We start from the raw sequence: 18055 nt of genomic DNA, 5'->3' as shown, positions 1-18055 counted from the left end.
CGGGCTTTTGGAAAAGACCGATAAAGAATGGCGTGCTTTACCGCGGCCCGGCTTTCGCTGGAACCTCAGGGCACATCTTTACGTAGGACTGCTAAACAAATACGAGAGACCGATAAACAGTAATGAACAGGCCTGTCTTTCGGTGGAATCGTCGATGCCCCGCCGCGGACGAAGAGGAGCACGTCGCGAACGAAGCAGCCTGAGCGGCTGGACGACGATGCAGAGAGATTAGGTGCGCACGCTATCGCGTGTCAACTTCCTTTCAAGAGTTTTATTGCGAATTTTCGGCAATCCGTTTCGCGCTACGATTATTTGTAGGTTCTATGTAGCGAGCGGAATGAATCCGAGTAATTGATTCCAGTTTTAATTAATGGGGTGAAAAAATGACTGCAGGTGTTAAAACGGATTTTCTTTGATTTTTTTGCGTTGGCTTGCGTGCAGCAGGGGAAGCAAAAAATTACTGGCAGGCATCCTCGTGCGCAAGCTGCACATCCAACGCACGCGCGGCTTGTCCCGCGCGCTTGTTCGCATACATCGCGTGGTCCGCGACTTCGATCAAATGCGCGACGGACGGCTCTTCCGATGTGTCGTAAGGCGCGAGCCCGACGCTGAACTTCAACTCGTAGCCTCGTTGTTCCTCCCGGTTGTAGCGTGCCACGCCCCGTTGCACGCGCTCGATGATCTGCCCTTCCGACCCGGCCTCGACATCGACCACCAGCGCGACGAACTCATCTCCGCCCAGCCGCGCGAGCACGTCGGTATCGCGCATCGACGCGCGCAGCACGTTCGCGAATCCGGCGATCGCGCGATCGCCTTCGAGGTGCCCGTAAGTGTCGTTGATTTGTTTGAAACCGTTCAAATCGAAGAAAAGCAATGACGCGCGCGACTGCGCTCGCTTGCACAGCCGCAGCATCTTCAACCCCATCGCTTCGAAACCGCGCCGGTTGAACAGGCCGGTCAGATCGTCGGTCGCCGCGAGTCGCAGCGCCTCGAGTTCGCGTTCGGCGATCCGGCCCAGATCGCGCAACATCGCAAGCTGCGCCTCATCGAGCTTGCGCGGCTTCGCGTCGACGATACAAAAGGAGCCGATTCGCAGGTTGCCCTGCAACGTCAACGGAAACCCGGCGTAAAAACGGACGCGCGGCTCCCCTGTCACCAGCGGGTTGTCGAAGAACCGCGGATCCTCGAGCGCATCTTCGACGACGAACACTTCGTCGCCGTGGATCGCATGGCCGCAGAACGAAACATCGCGCGCGGTCTGCTTCACGGCAAGACCGGAACAGGATTTGAACCATTGCCGGTCGGCGTCGACGAGCGAGACCACCGCGACGGGAACGTCGAACAGATGCCTGGCCAACCGCGTCAACCGATCGAAGCGCTCGTCGGGAGCGGTATCGAGGATCTCGAGAGAGCGGAGCATCGCAATGCGTGCGGCTTCATTCGACGGGAAAGCAGGCGTTTGCATATCGATCCATGTATGGCGGCAGGCGCGAGGGGTCCGTTGCGGCACGTGGAGAATACGTCCGAACCGCACATGCCGATTGACCGAATAGGGTGGCATTTTGCGCCCGATTAGCGCGATTGCCCGCGTCGTCCGACTCGAAGTAGCGTTATCCTTCTCCTTTTGCCGCGCGCGGCGGCGCGCTTTCGGAGAAACGTATGGACTACCGCAGGTTCGGGGGGACGGGGCTTCAGGTATCGCGGGTTTGCCTCGGGACAATGACGTTCGGGTTTCAAATCGACGAGGCCACGTCAGTACGCATCATGGACACGGCGGCCGATGCCGGCGTGACGTTTTTCGACACGGCCAACGTCTATCCACTCGGCGGCGGCGAAGAGCGGGTGGGGCGCACCGAGGAGATCGTCGGGCGTTGGCTCAAGGGGAAGCGCGAGCGTTTCGTGCTCGCGACGAAGGCCGTCGGCAAAATGGGGCCGTCCCCTTGGGATCAAGGCGCATCGCGCAAGCACTTGCTCGACGCCATTGACGCGTCGCTGAAACGGCTCGACACGGATTACGTCGACCTCTATCAGCTGCATTCCGATGATCGCGACACGCCGCTCGACGAAACGCTGGAAGCGCTCGACGTCATCGTTCGTTCCGGCCGCGCCCGTTATATCGGCGTCTCGAACTTTCTCGCTTATCGGCTCGCGCGGGCGTTGGGGCGGGCGGATGCACTGCGCCTGTCTCGCTTCGTGTCGGTCCAGCCGCGCTACAACCTGCTGTTTCGTCAGATCGAACGAGAACTGCTGCCGCTCGCCGACGAAGAAGGTCTGGCCGTCATTCCTTATAACCCGCTCGCGGGCGGTCTGTTGAGCGGCAAGCATCGGCGCGATGCGCCTCCGCCCGAAGGACGCTTCACGGTCGGCACGGCAGGTGCGATGTACCAGGCGCGCTATTGGCACGAGCGCGAGTTCGACACGATCGAAGCGCTGAAGAAGTTGGCGGCCGATGCCGGCATGTCGCTTCCGACCATCGCTGTCGCCTGGGTGCTGGCGAACAATACCGTGACGTCGGCAATTCTCGGTGCGAGCCGGCCGGAGCAGTTGAGCGACACGCTGGCCGCGGTCGACCTTTCACTCGACCCGCAGCTGAAGACGAAACTCGACGAACTCACGCACGAGTATCGGTTCGGGGATGCGCCGAGGTAGGCGCTTCGCTACCTGCGGCCCGCCTGCCCACCGTCACCGTCACGCAAGCGCCTGACGTCGTCGATCGGGCTTACACCGAAAAATCGCTTGAATTCGCGGCTGAATTGCGACGCGCTCTCGTAGCCAACGCGCGTCGCCGCCGCGCTGACATTGAGCCCGTTTTGAACCATCAGCAAACGCGCGTGATGAAGCCGCGTCGTCTTCACGTACTGCATCGGCGAAGTCTCGGTCACCGCTTTGAACTGCGCATGGAACACAGCGAGGCTCATGCCGGCCTCGCGCGCGAGCATCGGCACGTCGAGGCTATCGGCGAAATCGGAGTGGATGCGACGTAATGCTTTTGCAATTCGACCGAAATGATTTTGTTGGGTCAAGGCGGCGCGAATCATATCGCCTTGCGAACCCGTCAGCACCCGGTAGCAGATCTCGCGCACGATCGAGGGGCCGAGAATGCGCGCGTCGTGAGGCGAGGCGAGCGATTCGAGAAGCCGCAGCACGGCATCGCTCAGCGTGCGATCGAGCGGCGTCGCATAGACCGCGCGCGGCTCGCTATCCATCGGCCCGCGCGTATCGTTGAGCGCCATCAGGATCTCGGCAATCACGCCGAGGTCGATCCGGATCGAAATCGCGAGCATCGGCTCGTCGGGCGACGCTTCCGTTTCACACTCGAACGGTAGCGGGACCGACAGCACGAGATAGTGCTGCGCATCGTACACAAACGCCTGGCTGCCTAAAAACCCACGCTTGCGTCCCTGCGCGACGATCACGATGCACGGTTCGTACATGACGGGCACGCGCGGCGTCGACACGTTCGTTCGCATGAATTTCACGCCGTCGAGCGATGAATGGGTGAAGCCCTCGGCAGGGGCGAGCGTCGCGAGCAACTCGACCATGCGCACTTGCGCGGGACTGACGAACGAAGTAGCCGAAGTGGGGGCGGACATGGCCGTGAAACGCACCGTTCAGGAGAATCGGGCTCAAAATATAGCGCCGATTCGCCTTGCGCGCTCGCTGCCGAGAGAAACAGGCAAACGTTCGATAGTTTCAGGCATTCCGTAGGATCGCGCCGCTTCCTACCATGTGCTCCTGCGAAGCTCCACATCCGAGAGCCGCATTTTTGCAGGAGTGACCATCCATGTATACGACCCACGGCTACGCAGCCAAGGACGCCGATTCTCCTCTCGCTCCGTTCGACATTCAACGACGCGATTTGCGCGACAACGATGTGCAGATCGAGGTGCTGTTTTGTGGCGTTTGTCATTCGGATTTGCATCAGGCTCGCAACGAGTGGCGCAATACGACCTATCCCGTCGTGCCCGGTCACGAAATCGTCGGTCGGGTGACGCAGGTTGGACCCGCGGTCACGCGCTATCAAAGCGGCGATCTCGTGGGCGTCGGTTGCCTCGTCGATTCATGCCGTACTTGCGCAAGTTGCGCCGAAGGGTTGGAGCAGTACTGCGAGAACGGCTTCGTCGGCACCTACAACGGCGTCGATCGGGTGAGCGGCGAAACCACGTACGGCGGCTACTCGACGAGCGTCGTCGTCGATGAAGCCTTCGTGCTCAGCGTGCCGGCCAACCTCGATCCCGCGGGCGCCGCGCCGCTGTTGTGCGCGGGCGTTACGACCTACTCGCCGCTGCGCCAATGGGGCGCCGGCCCGGGCAAGAAAGTCGGCATCGTCGGCTTGGGCGGCCTCGGGCATATGGGCGTGAAGCTTGCACGCGCAATGGGTGCACATGTCGTTTTGTTTACGACGTCGCCATCGAAAATCGAAGATGCAAAGCGCCTCGGCGCGCATGAAGTCGTGATTTCCAAAGATCCGGCCCAAATGCAGGCGCATGTGAATAGCTTCGATTTCATTCTCAATACGGTCGCGGCGCAGCACGATCTCAATCCGTTTATCGAATTGCTCAAGCGCGATGCGACGATGACGCTCGTCGGCGCGCCCGAACACGATCACCCGTCGCCGCAAGTGTTCAACCTGATCTTCAAGCGTCGTCGTTTGGCTGGCTCGCTCATTGGAGGCATTCAGGAAACACAAGAAATGCTCAATTTTTGCAGCGAACACGGAATTACGTCGGATATCGAAGTCATTCCGATGCAAAGTATCAATCAGGCTTACGACAGAATGTTGAAGAGCGATGTAAAGTACCGCTTCGTTATCGACCTTAATTCGTTGCGACAATAGCCGGAGCCTTTATGACGACGCTGACGATCAATGGCACGATCCATGAAGTGAATGCGCCCGACGATATGCCATTGCTTTGGGTGTTGCGTGATCTCGTAGGATTGACGGGCACCAAGTTCGGTTGTGGCATCGCGCAATGCGGCGCATGCACGGTTCACCTGGACGGCGCTGCCGTTCGTTCATGTGTCCTGCCGGTCGCAGCAGTAGTCGGCAAAAAAATCACAACGATCGAAGCGGTCGGCGAAACGCCGGCCGGCCGCAAGGTTCAGGAAGCATGGCGCACGCTCGACGTCGTTCAGTGCGGATACTGTCAGTCGGGGCAGGTGATGTCGGCCGCATCGCTGCTCGCGACGAATCCGAACCCCAGCGATGCCGATATCGACACTGCGATGTCGGGCAACATCTGTCGTTGCGGCACTTACAACCGTATTCGCGCGGCAATCAAGCATGCCGCGAAGGAGGCATGACATGTCGCAAGGTCTCCTTCAGGTAGGACAGGCAGGCTCGACCGAGGTCGAAGTCGGGGGCGACGCCGCTCATGGTCACGCACCGCTGGCCACCGATATGTCGCGCCGCACGTTCCTCAGGTACGGCATGACAATCGGGGCGGCGATCGGCGGCGGCTTGATGCTGGGCTTCAGCGTATCAGCGTCGGCTGCGCAGAAAGCCGGCAAAGCGAGCCGAGGCGTCGAAATAGGCGACGTCGCGGCGTTGCCGCACGAGGGTGTGTTGGCGCCCAATGCGTTTATTCGAATCGATCGTCAAGGCGGCGTGACGTTGATCATGCCGAAGGTCGAGATGGGACAGGGCGTCTATACGTCGATCCCGATGTTGATTGCCGAGGAACTCGAAGTACCGCTCGATAGCGTCGCGCTCGATCATGCGCCGCCCAATGCAAAGCTTTACGGCGACCCGCTGTTAGGCGGCGGGCAGATTACGGGCGGGTCGACCTCGATCCGCTACGCCTGGCAGCCGATGCGCAAAGCGGGTGCAACGGCGCGCGCCCTGCTGGTGGCGGCCGCTGCGCAGCACTGGACGGTTGACGCCGCCACCTGTCGCGCGCAAGACGGCGAGGTGATCCATACGCCGACAGGGCGTCGCCTTCGCTATGGACAGTTGGTCGATACGGCGGCGAAACTGCCGCTGCCTGACAATGTCGCGCTCAAGAACCCATCGGAATTCAAGCTCGTGGGCAAGCCCACGAATCGGCTTGATTCGCCGCAGAAGGTGGACGGCTCGGCGCGTTTCGGCTTCGATGCGCATCTGCCCGGCATGCGTTACGCGGCGATCGTGCATTGCCCCATGCTGGGCGGCACCTTGGTCAGCGTCGACGACACCCATGCGAAGAAGCTGCCCGGGGTTCGGCAGGTCGTCAAACTGAAGAACGCGGTGGCTGTCGTGGGCGACCACACATGGGCTGCCAAAAGCGGTGCGGCTGCGCTCGATCTGAAGTGGGACGGCGGCGCAGCGGCGACGCTGTCGACGCAGGAGATCGTCGACGATCTCGCCGCCGCGGCGAAGAAGGACGGCGCGGTGGCGCACAAGGAAGGCGATGTTGCGAAAGCGTTTGGGCGTGCCAGGCAACGCATCGACGCCACGTACGAGCAACCGTTTCTTGCGCACGCGACGATGGAGCCGATGAACTGCACGGTGCATGTGCAGAATGACGGTTGCCAGATCTGGGTGGGCACGCAGGTGCCGGAGTTCGCCGCGCAAGCCGCGCAGAAGGTCACGGGCCTGCCGCCCGAAAAGATCGCTTTGCATAACCATTTGATCGGCGGCGGCTTCGGGCGCCGGCTCGAAGTCGACATGATCGTGCAAGCGCTCGAAATCGGCCGGCAGGTCGATGCGCCGGTGAAGGTGTTTTGGACACGCGAGGAAGATATCCAGCACGACATGTACCGGCCGTACTACTACGACCGCATTTCGGCGGGACTCGACGAGCAGGGCAGGCCCGTCGCATGGCAACACCGTATCGTCGGCTCGTCGATTCTCTCGCGCTTTGCACCGGGCGCGGTGCAGAACGGCGTCGATGACGACGCGGTCGAGGTCGCGGCCGATTTGCCCTATGCCATTCCGAATCAGCTGGTCGACTATGTTCGTCAAGAACCGCGTACGGTGCCGACGGCATTTTGGCGCGGCGTCGGCGCCACGCGCGGCACGTTCGTGGTCGAGAGCTTCATCGACGAGTTGGCAGTGCAGGCGCGTATCGATCCCGTGCAGTATCGGCGCGAGCTCTTGCGCGATAAATCGCCGCGCGCGTTGAATGTGCTCGATGTCGCCGCGAGTGCGGCCGGGTGGGGCGAATCGCTGCCGAAGGGGGAAGGCCGGGGCGTGTCGGTCATGCACGCGTTCGGCAGCTATCTTTCAATGGTGGCGCACGTTGCCGTCGATTCCGAAGGGCGGGTCAGCGTCAAGCGGATCATCTGCGCCGTCGATTGCGGCATGGCCGTCAATCCGAGAACAATCGAAGCGCAGATCGAGGGCGGTGTCGTCTTCGGGATCAGTGCGGTGCTCTTCGGTGAAATCACATTGAAGGACGGTCGTGTCGAACAGTCGAATTTCACGGACTATCGCGTGCTGCGAATGAACGAGACGCCGGCGATCGAAGTGCATCTCGTACCGAGCACCGAGGCACCGGGAGGTATCGGAGAGCCGGGCACCGCAGCGCTTGCGCCGGCGGTGACCAATGCAATTTATGCGGCAACCGGAAAACGCGTGCGCAAATTGCCGGTTGCACAGCAGTTGAAAAGCGCCTGATGTGTGCCTGCTACGACGCCTTGGGCCATCGCCTGGAAGGCCGAAGCTAATCGGCGCGATGGCCGGTGAAGCGTTGTGTATTGGCGCCCAGCCGTAAGCCGACACGCAAAAAGCGCCTGGCCGCAACAGGGCCAGGCGAAACCACCGATGACCGGCGGCGGAGGTATCGATACGAAATCGGCTTGCTGTCGTCTCAACGAAAGCAAGCCGAATTCAATTCGATGCAGCGAAATTCGTGTGGCGCGCCCGGCAGCGCTTCACGCCGGGCGACTTTTTTGACTAGGTGGCTGCGCGATCAGATGCCGAAGAACAGCGACTTGGCGCTATCGGCCTTCAGAGCCGAGCCCGAAGCCGACGAACCGGCTTGCACACCGCCGATCGCTTGATTGCCGGCGTTTTGTGCAATCACGCGCGCTTGTGCGACTTGAGCGTCGGTCGGGTAGTACGGGTCGTTGCTGAAATTCACGCGGCCACCGGCTTGTTCGAATTGCACGAGCTCGGCTTTGACCTGGGCGCGCGTGACCGGGGCGTCCGACTGTGCGAATGCGGCAACGGGAGCGGCAAAGGCGGCGGCGATGGCGACGGCTTGAATGAGCGATTTCATGATTACTACCTCCAAAAGTTATTTGTCCTTGCGGTTGCATCGTGTTCATTGCGTGAACCGATGACTGCAGTCTAGCGATTGGAGGTCCTAGGGTTAATACCTATTTTGATAAATCATCGTTGCAAATCCGTTCACAATCGAAGAATCGAACGCGGTTGGCTGACTGATCTTTACGGCGCCTCGTCGAACACGGCGGGATAGCCGGGAGCACCGGGGCCAGGCTCCGCTGGCTGCGCCAGTGCTTCGAGCGCGAGGCCTTTCGTCTCGATGCCCATCGTTGCAACAGCCAGTGCGGCCAGGGCGAACGAGCCATGCCGCACAGAGGAAGCCGGGAATGCCGGCCAATGAGATCCAAACCGTATAAAGCATGGACTTCGCTACGGCGAACCCTGCCTGCTTGGATCGCCAGCAAGGCAAACACGCTGCGCCAACCAAAACCTGGCAGTACTAAATAAGTCGCGATGCCCGCGGTAATGAAACCGAGCGGCCAGAATCCGTCCATCAGCGCGATCAAACGCCCGCGCGATGCAGTCGGCACGAACTCCGACAGCAGCGCCTGCGCCACCGGAAACTCCATTCCCATGCCGCTTCCCAGCAGGACGCGATAGCCGATCAACGCCTCGACGCTGTGTGCAGTCGAGCACAAATACGAGGCCACACCCCAAAGAACCCTGCTCCATTGAAACACCGGGCGTCGACCGAATCGATCGGCCAGCAAGCCGGCGACGGCCGCGCCCGCCACCATAACGAAGAAGCTGGCGCTCGCGACACAACCGCGCCATCTCTGACGGCGCGTCCTACACTAGAAGCCGCACAGGACGGATAACGAACCGCGGCTCACGGATTGATCGTTCAATCGTGGCCGCTATTTGGGAATTTCGCATGCATTCGCGTGAACCCTCGGCTGCTGAAACGCAAAGTATTCGTGCGAATACGGCCACCAATCGGCTTTACGAACGTGGCGCACGGTTGATTCGCGGCTTCTACGATCGACGCCTGCATGAGCCGGCTGTATTGGACGTTGCCCGCTACTTCCCGGATGCGCAACGTTTCGCTGCGAACTGGCAGATGCTTCGTGCGGAAGCGCTGCATGTTGCGGCCAGCGTTGCGCGCATTCCGCGCTTTCACGAGGTGATGCGCGAGCAAGCCGACATCTCGGCGAACGACGGGCGCGATTGGCGCATGTACATCATGCAGGCGTATGGCGTGCGCTTCGAGACAAACATGGCGCGTTGCCCCACGCTCGCCGCGCTTGTTGCGCAATCACCCGATGTGTTGTCGGCTTCGTTTTCGCTTCTGGCGCCGGGCAAGCACATTCCCCCGCATCGCGGGCCGTTTCGCGGCATCTTGCGCGGCTACCTCGTCCTATCGATGCCACGCGACGCGCAGGGGCGGCCCGCGGCGACGCTTACGGTCGATGGGCAGCCCTATCGGCTGCAGGAAGGCGAGTTCCTGCTGTGGGACGACACGTTCGAGCACGAGGTGAATAACGTGAGCGATCAGACACGCATCGTGCTCCTGCTCGATGTGCGGCGAGCAGGGATGCCGATCGTGCTCCGCCTACTGACGCGCGGCATTATCGTACTCGTGCGCTGCGGCATCCGACTGCGCGGCACGAAGGTCGCCGTTTAGCGGGTTTTGCGCGGACTGCTTGGCCGCGCCGTCACGCGCAGGCGCGCCATTCGCCACGTAGTACGGGACGTTTTCACGTGGGAGCGCGGCGCGCCCCCGAATCCGATCGGCAATTTTCTCGGCGAGCATGATCGTCGGCGCATTGAGGTTACCCGTCGTGATGCGCGGCATGATCGATGCATCCACGACGCGCAAGCCCTCGATGCCGTGAACGCGCCCCTCGGCATCGACGACCGACATCTCGTCGTAGCCCATCGCGCACGAACATGACGGGTGGTACGCCGTTTCGGCGCGCGCACGAACGAACGCATCGAGTTCTGCGTCCGTGCGCAACTCCGCGCCCGGGCTCAGTTCACGGCCGCGATAACGACCGAGCGCGCGCTGCGCGATGATCTCGCGCGTGATCCGAATGCCGTCGCGGAACTCGCGCCAATCGAGCGGGTCGGCCATGTAATTGAACAAGATGCTCGGATGCTCGCGCGGGTCGCGCGAACGCAGTTTGATCCGGCCGCGGCTTGGCGAGCGCATCGAGCCCATGTGCGCCTGAAAGCCATGCATTTCGATCGCATTCGAGCCGTTGTAGTTGATCGCGATCGGCAGGAAGTGGTACTGGATGTTGGGCCATGGGTCGTCGTCGCGCGTACGGATGAAGCCGCCCGCTTCGAACTGATTGCTGGCGCCGATGCCGGTGCCTTTCAACAGCCATTCCAATCCGATGGCGGGCTGGTTGTACCACTTGAGCGCAGGGTAGAGCGAGACGGGTTCCTTGCACTCGTACTGCATGTACATCTCGAGGTGATCCTGCAAATTGCGGCCGACGCCGGGCAGGTCGAGCACGATGGGCACCCCGACCTCGCGCAGCCACTCGCCGGGGCCGACGCCTGAGCGTTGCAGCAATTGAGGCGAGGCGATCGCACCCGAGCAAACGAGCACTTCGCGCCGGGCGTGCGCGGTGACCGGCGTGTCGCCATGCAGGTAGGTCACGCCGTTCGCGCGCTTACCGGCGAACAGCACCTGATCGGCCTGCGCGTGCGTGACGATCGTCAGGTTCGGCCGCTGCCGGGCCTGATCCAGATAACCGCGCGCCGTGCTGGCGCGGCGGCCCTGCGCCGTCACCGTGCGGTCCATCGGGCCGAAGCCCTCCTGCCGGTAGCCGTTCAGATCGTCGGTGCGCGCGTAGCCCGCTTGCGCGCCGGCTTCGACCATCGCGCCGAACAGCGGATTGTTGCCGGGTTTGCTCGTCGTCACATGTACGGGGCCATCGCCGCCGTGATAAGCGTTCGCCCCGATATCGCGCGTCTCCGCCTTTTTGAAGTAGGGCAGGCAGTCGAGATAGGTCCAGTTATCGAGACCCTTGTTCTGTGCCCAGCCGTCGTAATCGAGCGCATTGCCGCGGATGTAGCACATGCCGTTGATCAGCGACGAGCCGCCGAGACCCTTGCCGCGTCCGCACTCCATGCGGCGATGGTTCATGTAGGGCTCGGGCTCGGTTTCGTACGCCCAGTTATAGCGTCGGCCCTGCAACGGATAAGCCAGCGCGGCCGGCATCTGCGTGCGGAAATCGAAGCGGTAGTCGGGACCGCCGGCTTCGAGCAGCAGGACGGTGACGTCGGCGTCCTCGGTCAGGCGCGTCGCCAGCACGTTGCCGGCCGACCCTGCGCCGACGATGATGTAGTCGTATTCGTTTGCACTCACGAGCGCTCTCCGCTGGGCTAAAACACGGGCCGATAAGGGCCGAGTTCGACCTGCACCGATTTGATTTGCGTGTAATGCTCGAGCGTGCTGATGCCGTTCTCTCGGCCGACGCCCGATTGTTTGTAGCCGCCCACCGGCATTTCGGCGGGTGATTCGCCCCAGGTGTTGATCCAGCAGATGCCGGCTTCGAGGCGATGTATCACGCGGTGCGCACGCGACAGGCTCTCGGTCACGACCCCGGCCGCCAGTCCGTATTGCGTTGCATTGGCGCGTGAAATTGCTTCGTTCTCCTCATCGAATTCGAGCAGGCACATGACGGGACCGAAGATTTCCTCGCGAACGATGCGCATGTCGTCGCGGCATTCGGCAAATACGGTCGGCATGACGTATTGGCCGCGCGCGAACCCACCTTCAGCGAGGCGTACGCCCCCGATCGCCAGCCGTGCGCCTTCCTGTTTGCCGCTCTCGATATAGCCGAGCACCTTGTCGAGTTGAGCGGCGCTTGCGAGTGGGCCGAAATTCGTGTCGGGATCGGAGGGCTTGCCCACCCGGATGCGTTTGACGCGCTCGAGTACGAGGGCTTCGAATTTTGCGCTCACGCTGCGTTGCACGAACACGCGCGTCGCGTTCGTGCAGACTTGCCCGGCACTGAAAAAGTTGGCCGTGACCGCGATATCGGCCGCACGTTCGAGATCGGCATCGTCGAACACGATGAGCGGCGACTTGCCGCCAAGCTCCATCGTCACTTCCTTCAGCGACGACGCACCGGCGAGCGACATGACCTTCTTGCCCGTCTCGACGCCGCCCGTAAACGACACCTTCGCGATCCGGGGATGTTCGGCGAGCATGGCGCCGACGGCGCCGTTGCCTTGCACGACGTTGAAGACGCCAGCCGGCACGCCGGCCTCGCTGTAGATCTCGGCGAGTTTGAGCGCCGACAATGGCGTGATTTCGCTGGGCTTGAAAATCATCGCGTTGCCTGCGGCGAGCGCGGGCGCCGATTTCCAGCAGGCGATCTGAATCGGGTAATTCCATGCGCCGATGCCGGCGCAAACGCCGAGCGGTTCGCGCCGCGTATAGACGAACGAACCGTCGCGCAGCGGAATCTGACGCCCCTCGAGTGTGGTCGCGAGGCCGGCATAGTATTCGATGACATCGGCGCCCGTCACGATGTCGACGGCGCGCGTTTCGGCGATCGGCTTACCCGTGTCGCGCATTTCGAGTTCGGCCAGCTCGTCGTTGCGCGCACGCAGCAACTCTACCGCGCGCCGCAGAATGCGCGAGCGGGCCATGGCGCCCAGCGATGCCCATTCGCGTTGTCCCTCATGCGCCGAGGCCACCGCGCGCTCGACGTCGGCCTCGCTCGCTTGCCCGACCGTCGCGAGGCGTTCGCCCGTGGCGGGGTCGCACGTCTCGAAGCTTGCGCCGGACGTGGCGTCGACATAGGCCCCTCCGATGTAGAGACGCTGCGGACCGTAGACGGAGGACTGGGTCATGAAATCTCCAGGATGCTTGTCAGTCTTTCGAAGGCTTCCAAGATAGGCGTTTTGCGTCCGCCGTTCAATCGATTGAGACAGATTTGCGGCGCCTGTGTCGGGTTCTAGCAAGCATGTGTCGCGTTTTGTACGATTGCGCGCACCCGTTGAGGACTACGCTGCAAACGGCAGCGAGCGGGTCGCGCAGGGTCCCATTCCTTTTGCATGCGCCATCCGCCGCCAGATGGGTCGCCCGTCGGCGATCGAGACGAAAGGAGACGAATACGATGAGCAGCAACCGAGGTGTCGTGTATCAGGGTTCAGGCAAGGTCGAAGTGCAGTCGATCGATTATCCGAAGATGGTCGATCCGAGCGGCCGCTCGATCCAACACGGCGCGATTCTGAAAGTCGTCAGCACGAATATTTGCGGCTCCGATCAACACATGGTGCGCGGTCGCACGACGGCTCCGGTCGGGCTCGTGCTTGGCCACGAAATCACGGGCGAAGTCGTGGAAGTGGGGCGCGACGTGGAAACGCTGAAAATCGGCGACCTCGTTTCGGTGCCGTTCAACGTCGCTTGCGGCCGATGCCCCATGTGCAAGGACCAGCATACGGGCGTCTGCCTGAACGTCAACGGGTCGCGCGCGGGCGGCGCATATGGCTACGTCGACATGGGTGGATGGATTGGCGGGCAAGCGGAATACGTGCTGGTGCCGTACGCCGATTTCAATCTGCTGAAGTTTCCCGATCGCGACCAGGCACTATCGAAGATTCGCGATCTCACGTGCTTGTCCGATATTTTGCCGACCGGCTATCACGGTGCGGTGACCGCAGGCGTCAAACCGGGCTCGACCGTCTACATCGCCGGCGCGGGGCCGGTCGGCATGGCGGCCGCGGCTTCGGCGCGCTTGCTTGGCGCTGCGGTGACGATCGTAGGCGACATGAATGAACAGCGCCTTGCACACGCGAAGGCAATGGGCTTTGAAACCGTCAATTTGTCGCTCGACGCGTCGCTAGGCGAGCAGATCGAGCAGATTCTGGGCAAGCCGGAAGTGGATTGCGCCGTCGATTGCGTGGGCTTCGAGGCCCATGGACACGGCAATGCCCACACGCAGGAAGCGCCGGCGACGGTGTTGAACTCGCTCATGGAGATCACGCGCGCCGCCGGCGCCATCGGCATCCCGGGCCTTTACGTCACCGACGATCCGGGCTCGCAGGATGCGGCGGCCCGACGCGGGAGCTTGAGTCTGCGGCTCGGCCTGGGGTGGGCCAAGTCGCATTCGTTCCATACGGGGCAAACGCCCGTGATGAAGTACAACCGCAATCTGATGCAAGCGATCCTGTGGGACAGGTTGCCGATCGCGAAGATAGTCAACGTGACCGTCATTTCGCTCGATCAAGCCCCCGAGGGCTATCGAGAGTTCGATGGCGGCGCGCCGCGCAAGTTCGTGATCGATCCGCACGGGATGCTCAAGGCCGCCTGACGATCGATCTTCGTTACGCGTGGGCCGGCAGCCTCGCGCTGCCGGGTACCTTGAAGACAGATGCCGCCGCGCGCAGTTTTCCGGCTTGGTCGTCCATCGACTTTGACGCCGCGGCGCCGCTAATGGCCGCGCTTCAACGCGCGCGCCAAAGCCCTGATCGACCTCTTGATTTCGAGTTCGTCGAGGGCGCCAAAACCGAAGGCGATACCATCGCCGATCGATGATTCCCGCTGAACGAGAAAATCGCTGACCGGTTGTGCGCCGTGCGCGTACTGTGCGGCCAGCGTGGCAATCCGCTTCGCCTGACGACGATCGCGATAACGCGCATACAGATGAATGCCGGCACTTGGCGGCACGGCAATGAGCCAGTCGTCGAGTTCGCTTTCGATCGCGGCCAGCAATGTATCGCGTCGGCTCGCGTAGCGCTTGCGCATCGCACGTGCATAGCGCGCCAGATGGCCGTCGAGAATGAACCGGGCCAACGTTTCCTGGACCGCAGTGTTGCCGCCGTTGTCCGCGGCTTGCTTGGTGGCGGATAGCGCGGCGATCAACCAGGCCGGCGCGACCACATAGCCGAGTCGCAGCGACGGGAACATGCTTTTCGAGAATGTGCCGACATAGACGACTTTGGCTTCGCGATCGAGCGTTTGCAGCGCGTCGAGCGGCTGCGTGCCGTAGCGGAATTCGCCGTCGTAATCGTCCTCGATGATGACCGCCGCATTGCGCCGCGCGAACTCGAGCAAGGCGCGTCGACGTGCGAGCGACATGGCGACGCCGGTCGGAAATTGATGTGAGGGGGTCACGCAGACGATTCGCACGTCTGCAGGCAAGCTATCGACGACGAGCCCTTCGTCGTCCACGGGAATCGGCACAAGTTGCGCGCCGGCTGCGCGCAGTGCCGAGCGCAGCGGAGGATAGCCGGGATTTTCGATGGCGACCTTCGTGTGTCCGCGTTTGACGAGCACGCGCGCAAGCAGGTCGAACGCCTGCTGCGCGCCGCAGGTGACGACTACATCGCGTTCGGCGCAGACGACGGCGCGCGTGGAAGCCACATGTTGTGCAATGGCTGCGCGTAGCGAAGGCCGGCCTTCGGCAGGTGGATAACCGAATGAGTCGGGCAACGAAATGCTGGCGCCCCGAAGTAACAGCCGGCGCCAGATGTCAGTGGGAAACCAGCGGTGGTCCGGCACCCCCAGCGCGAAACCTTGCGAGGCCGGGAGGCGTGCGCCCGCAGCGTCCGTTGCGTTCGTTTCGCTCGGCTCAGCTCTGCGCCACTCGAGCGCCGGCGCCGCTATGAGCCGCGGCGGGCGCCTACGGCCCGCAAGCCGCCGGCCGAGACCCAGGTCCGCGACCTGCGCGGAAGCACCCGGCCGGGTGACGATGAAACCTTCGGCCATCAACAAGTCGTAGGCGGCGATGACGGTGTTGCGGGCCAGACCGTATGCCTCGGCCACGCGGCGCGTCGAGGGCAGGCGGGCTCCGGGCGGCAATCGTTTTTCGACGATCGCAGCGCGCAGGCGTTGATGGAGCCGCTGCGCGAGACTCTCGCGGCCGCGCTTGTCGAGATCCAATGGAAACTCGAAAACTGGTTCCATAAACAAACGATGAAGTGGCTCAAAAATAAGCCAGTGTATCGCTAAAGTTGACTCATGAGACGACGCAATCGTCGCCGCTAACAGGAGCCGCCCATCATGAGCCAAACTGAGTCGCTGATCCAATATCTTCCAGCTCGCACGATCAGCGGGCACGACATGCCATGGATTCCCGAGTCGCCGGTCAAATCGTGGAAGCCGCTACGTTTCTTCGCCGACGGCCGGGGTTTCGTCGAAATGATGCGCATGAGCCCGGGCGCAACGATGCCATTGCATCGGCATACCGGCGAAATCCATGCGTTCAATCTGAAGGGCGAGCGCCTGCTCTGCACCGGCGAATGCATCGGCCCCGGCGACTATGTATACGAGCCGCCGGGCAACACCGATTGGTGGAAGGTCGTGGGCGACGTGCCGTTGACCGTGCTCGTCGTCGTGCATGGTGAAGTCGAGTTTCTGGCCGCGGACGGTAGCGTGAGAAATCGTGTTTCGGCCGCCACCCAATTGGAGGCATATCGTCAGTACTGCGAAGCAAACGGTCTGCCGGTGCGTGACCTTATCGACTGAGTGAGAGCGCGCGCAAGTCGCGCGCCATCGGGGTGTCAGGCCTGCTCACGCGCGAGTTCGGCGCGATAGAGTGCGATTTCCTCGGCGAACGCGCGCGCCAAGGCGGGCCGCGCCGACGCGCGCTTGAAGAAATCGAGCACGGCCGGCCACTGGGCGAGATCGACGTCGCAGTAGCGCGCCCAATTCAGGACGACAGCCAGGTAAATGTCGGCGACGCTGAATGCGCCAACCAGCCACTCGCGTTCCGACAAGTGTCGTTGCAACACCGACATCGGCCGTGCGACCTTCTCGCGCGCATAGCGCTTCACGTCTTCGCTTGCCGTGGGATCGAGTAGCGGCACGAACGCCGCTTTATGCAATTCGGTGCCGATGAACCCGAGCCACTGTTGCGCGCGAGCGCGTTCGAGCGCTGTCGCCGGCACGAGCCCGGCCGCAGGAAAGCGATCGGCCACGTAAGGCAGGATTGCCGTGTTCTCGAATAGCAACTCGCCGTCGTCCGTGCGCAAGACCGGCACCTGGCCCATCGGATTGACCGCAAAAAAATCCCCGCCGTTTTCCAGCCGCTTGCGTTTCGTATCCACCCGGGTGTACTGCGCCTCATAGCCGGCTTCGTAGAACGTGATGCGGGTCGCTAAAGAGCAGGCGAGCGGTGAGAAGTACAGTTCCATACCGATTCCCCTTGTTGTCATGATTTTGTACTATAGTGAACAAAAATCAGATGCGTCAAGTATTTTTATTCACGATGGTACAAAAAAGCAAAGTCAAGGAAATGGGCGAAAGTGCGCAAGCAAGGCGCTCGCGCGGCAGGCCGCGCGCCTACGATATGGACGTGGCGCTTGCACAGGCGCGCGATACGTTCTGGGAACGCGGTTACAGCGCGACGACGCTCGACGAATTGAGCGTCGCGATGGGCATGAATCGTCCGAGCTTATACGGCGCGTTCGGGGATAAGCACGCGCTCTACGTGGCGACGCTCGAGCGCTACGTGCAAGCCAACCGCGCAGCGATGGAGCAGGCGTTGGCCCGCGAGATGCCCCTGAAAGCGGCGCTCCAGCATGTGTACGACCTTGCGTTGGATCTCTACTTTCGCGCGGGCAGCCCTGCGAAGGGCTGTTTTCTGATCGGCACGGCTGCCGTCGAAGCGGCCGGAGACGAGGCCGTGCGCGATATCCTCGGCAACGGTCTGCGTTCGTTCGATCGCGCATTCGAGGCGCGTCTCGTTCGAGCCCAGGCCGACGGCGAATTGGATGCGCATGCCGATGCCGCCATGCTCGCAAAGATCGCTTCGGCCATCCTGCATACGCTCGCGGTGCGCTCGCGCGCCGGTGATAAACGTGCTGCGCTGCGCGCAACCGCGCAGGCCGGCGTCGCGATGATATGCGGCGCCGGCGCGGCCGTGAGCGGAAAGTAGC

General features: G+C 62.3%; 15 protein-coding genes and 1 pseudogene. 8 read left to right on the top strand and 8 right to left on the bottom strand.

The window, feature by feature from the left end; genetic code table 11:
- Positions 1-457: 457 nt before the first annotated feature.
- The gene (locus C0Z19_RS13500) at positions 458-1465 is read right to left on the bottom strand and encodes a GGDEF domain-containing protein (protein WP_102610348.1); all 1008 of its coding nucleotides are present in this window, start codon (positions 1463-1465) and stop codon (positions 458-460) included.
- A 194-nt stretch (positions 1466-1659) separates the two neighbouring features.
- On the opposite strand from C0Z19_RS13500, the gene C0Z19_RS13495 reads away from it, so the two are divergent.
- On the top strand, positions 1660-2649 hold the full coding sequence (locus tag C0Z19_RS13495) for an aldo/keto reductase (protein WP_102610347.1): 990 nt from the start codon (positions 1660-1662) through the stop codon (positions 2647-2649).
- 8 nt (positions 2650-2657) lie between these two features.
- Here C0Z19_RS13495 and C0Z19_RS13490 read toward each other — a convergent pair whose 3' ends face one another.
- On the bottom strand, positions 2658-3593 hold the full coding sequence (locus C0Z19_RS13490; RefSeq protein ID WP_102610346.1) for an AraC family transcriptional regulator: 936 nt from the start codon (positions 3591-3593) through the stop codon (positions 2658-2660).
- A gap of 191 nt (positions 3594-3784) precedes the next feature.
- On the opposite strand from C0Z19_RS13490, the gene C0Z19_RS13485 reads away from it, so the two are divergent.
- From C0Z19_RS13485 to C0Z19_RS13475, 3 genes are read left to right on the top strand one after another with little or no spacing between them, the layout of a single operon-like run.
- The gene (locus tag C0Z19_RS13485) at positions 3785-4837 is read left to right on the top strand and encodes an NAD(P)-dependent alcohol dehydrogenase (protein WP_102610345.1); all 1053 of its coding nucleotides are present in this window, start codon (positions 3785-3787) and stop codon (positions 4835-4837) included.
- An 11-nt stretch (positions 4838-4848) separates the two neighbouring features.
- Complete coding sequence (locus C0Z19_RS13480) at positions 4849-5304, top strand: (2Fe-2S)-binding protein (protein ID WP_102610344.1); 456 nt, start codon at positions 4849-4851, stop codon at positions 5302-5304.
- 1 nt (position 5305) lies between these two features.
- Positions 5306-7597 (top strand): xanthine dehydrogenase family protein molybdopterin-binding subunit, encoded by a 2292-nt coding sequence (locus C0Z19_RS13475; RefSeq protein WP_102610343.1) that lies wholly within the window; start codon positions 5306-5308, stop codon positions 7595-7597.
- Between the two features lie 295 nt (positions 7598-7892).
- Here the strand turns inward: C0Z19_RS13475 and C0Z19_RS13470 are convergent, their stop codons facing one another.
- Both C0Z19_RS13470 and C0Z19_RS13465 read right to left on the bottom strand, forming a co-directional pair.
- Positions 7893-8201 (bottom strand): DUF4148 domain-containing protein, encoded by a 309-nt coding sequence (locus tag C0Z19_RS13470; RefSeq protein ID WP_102610342.1) that lies wholly within the window; start codon positions 8199-8201, stop codon positions 7893-7895.
- A gap of 394 nt (positions 8202-8595) precedes the next feature.
- A pseudogene (locus tag C0Z19_RS13465) lies at positions 8596-8976 on the bottom strand (MFS transporter); the annotation flags it as partial.
- 107 nt (positions 8977-9083) lie between these two features.
- Between C0Z19_RS13465 and C0Z19_RS13460 the strand changes: the two are divergent.
- Positions 9084-9833: an aspartyl/asparaginyl beta-hydroxylase domain-containing protein gene (locus tag C0Z19_RS13460; RefSeq protein ID WP_102610341.1), complete on the top strand. Its 750-nt coding sequence runs from the start codon at positions 9084-9086 to the stop codon at positions 9831-9833.
- Here the strand turns inward: C0Z19_RS13460 and betA are convergent.
- Together betA and betB are read right to left on the bottom strand one after the other, a co-directional pair.
- A complete protein-coding gene (gene betA, locus C0Z19_RS13455) occupies positions 9762-11528 on the bottom strand; it encodes a choline dehydrogenase (protein ID WP_102610340.1) in 1767 nt (588 codons plus the stop codon). The two genes, C0Z19_RS13460 and betA, sit on opposite strands and share 72 nt — an antisense overlap.
- A 17-nt stretch (positions 11529-11545) precedes the next feature.
- The gene (betB, locus tag C0Z19_RS13450) at positions 11546-13024 is read right to left on the bottom strand and encodes a betaine-aldehyde dehydrogenase (protein WP_102610339.1); all 1479 of its coding nucleotides are present in this window, start codon (positions 13022-13024) and stop codon (positions 11546-11548) included.
- A 266-nt stretch (positions 13025-13290) separates the two neighbouring features.
- Here betB and fdhA point away from each other — a divergent pair, with 266 nt between their 5' ends.
- Positions 13291-14487, top strand: a complete 1197-nt coding sequence (gene fdhA / locus C0Z19_RS13445) for a formaldehyde dehydrogenase, glutathione-independent (RefSeq protein ID WP_102610338.1) — start codon at positions 13291-13293, stop codon at positions 14485-14487.
- A 119-nt stretch (positions 14488-14606) separates the two neighbouring features.
- Here fdhA and pdxR read toward each other — a convergent pair whose 3' ends face one another.
- On the bottom strand, positions 14607-16082 hold the full coding sequence (gene pdxR / locus C0Z19_RS13440; RefSeq protein WP_102610337.1) for a MocR-like pyridoxine biosynthesis transcription factor PdxR: 1476 nt from the start codon (positions 16080-16082) through the stop codon (positions 14607-14609).
- Positions 16083-16178: 96 nt separating this feature from the next.
- On the opposite strand from pdxR, the gene C0Z19_RS13435 reads away from it, so the two are divergent.
- The gene (locus C0Z19_RS13435) at positions 16179-16643 is read left to right on the top strand and encodes a cupin domain-containing protein (protein WP_102610336.1); all 465 of its coding nucleotides are present in this window, start codon (positions 16179-16181) and stop codon (positions 16641-16643) included.
- Between the two features lie 35 nt (positions 16644-16678).
- Here the strand turns inward: C0Z19_RS13435 and C0Z19_RS13430 are convergent, their stop codons facing one another.
- Complete coding sequence (locus tag C0Z19_RS13430) at positions 16679-17311, bottom strand: glutathione binding-like protein (RefSeq protein ID WP_102610335.1); 633 nt, start codon at positions 17309-17311, stop codon at positions 16679-16681.
- A 50-nt stretch (positions 17312-17361) separates the two neighbouring features.
- Between C0Z19_RS13430 and C0Z19_RS13425 the strand changes: the two genes are divergently transcribed.
- Positions 17362-18054 carry a TetR/AcrR family transcriptional regulator gene (locus C0Z19_RS13425; protein ID WP_233196124.1) on the top strand — a complete coding sequence of 231 codons (693 nt, stop codon included), beginning with the start codon at positions 17362-17364 and terminating at the stop codon, positions 18052-18054.
- Position 18055 lies beyond the last annotated feature (1 nt).

This window comes from Trinickia soli (assembly GCF_002879855.1).
GTDB classification, from domain to species: domain Bacteria; phylum Pseudomonadota; class Gammaproteobacteria; order Burkholderiales; family Burkholderiaceae; genus Trinickia; species Trinickia soli.
The sequence above is the reverse complement of the archived record's forward strand: the minus strand, read 5'-3'. Positions and strand labels throughout refer to the sequence as shown.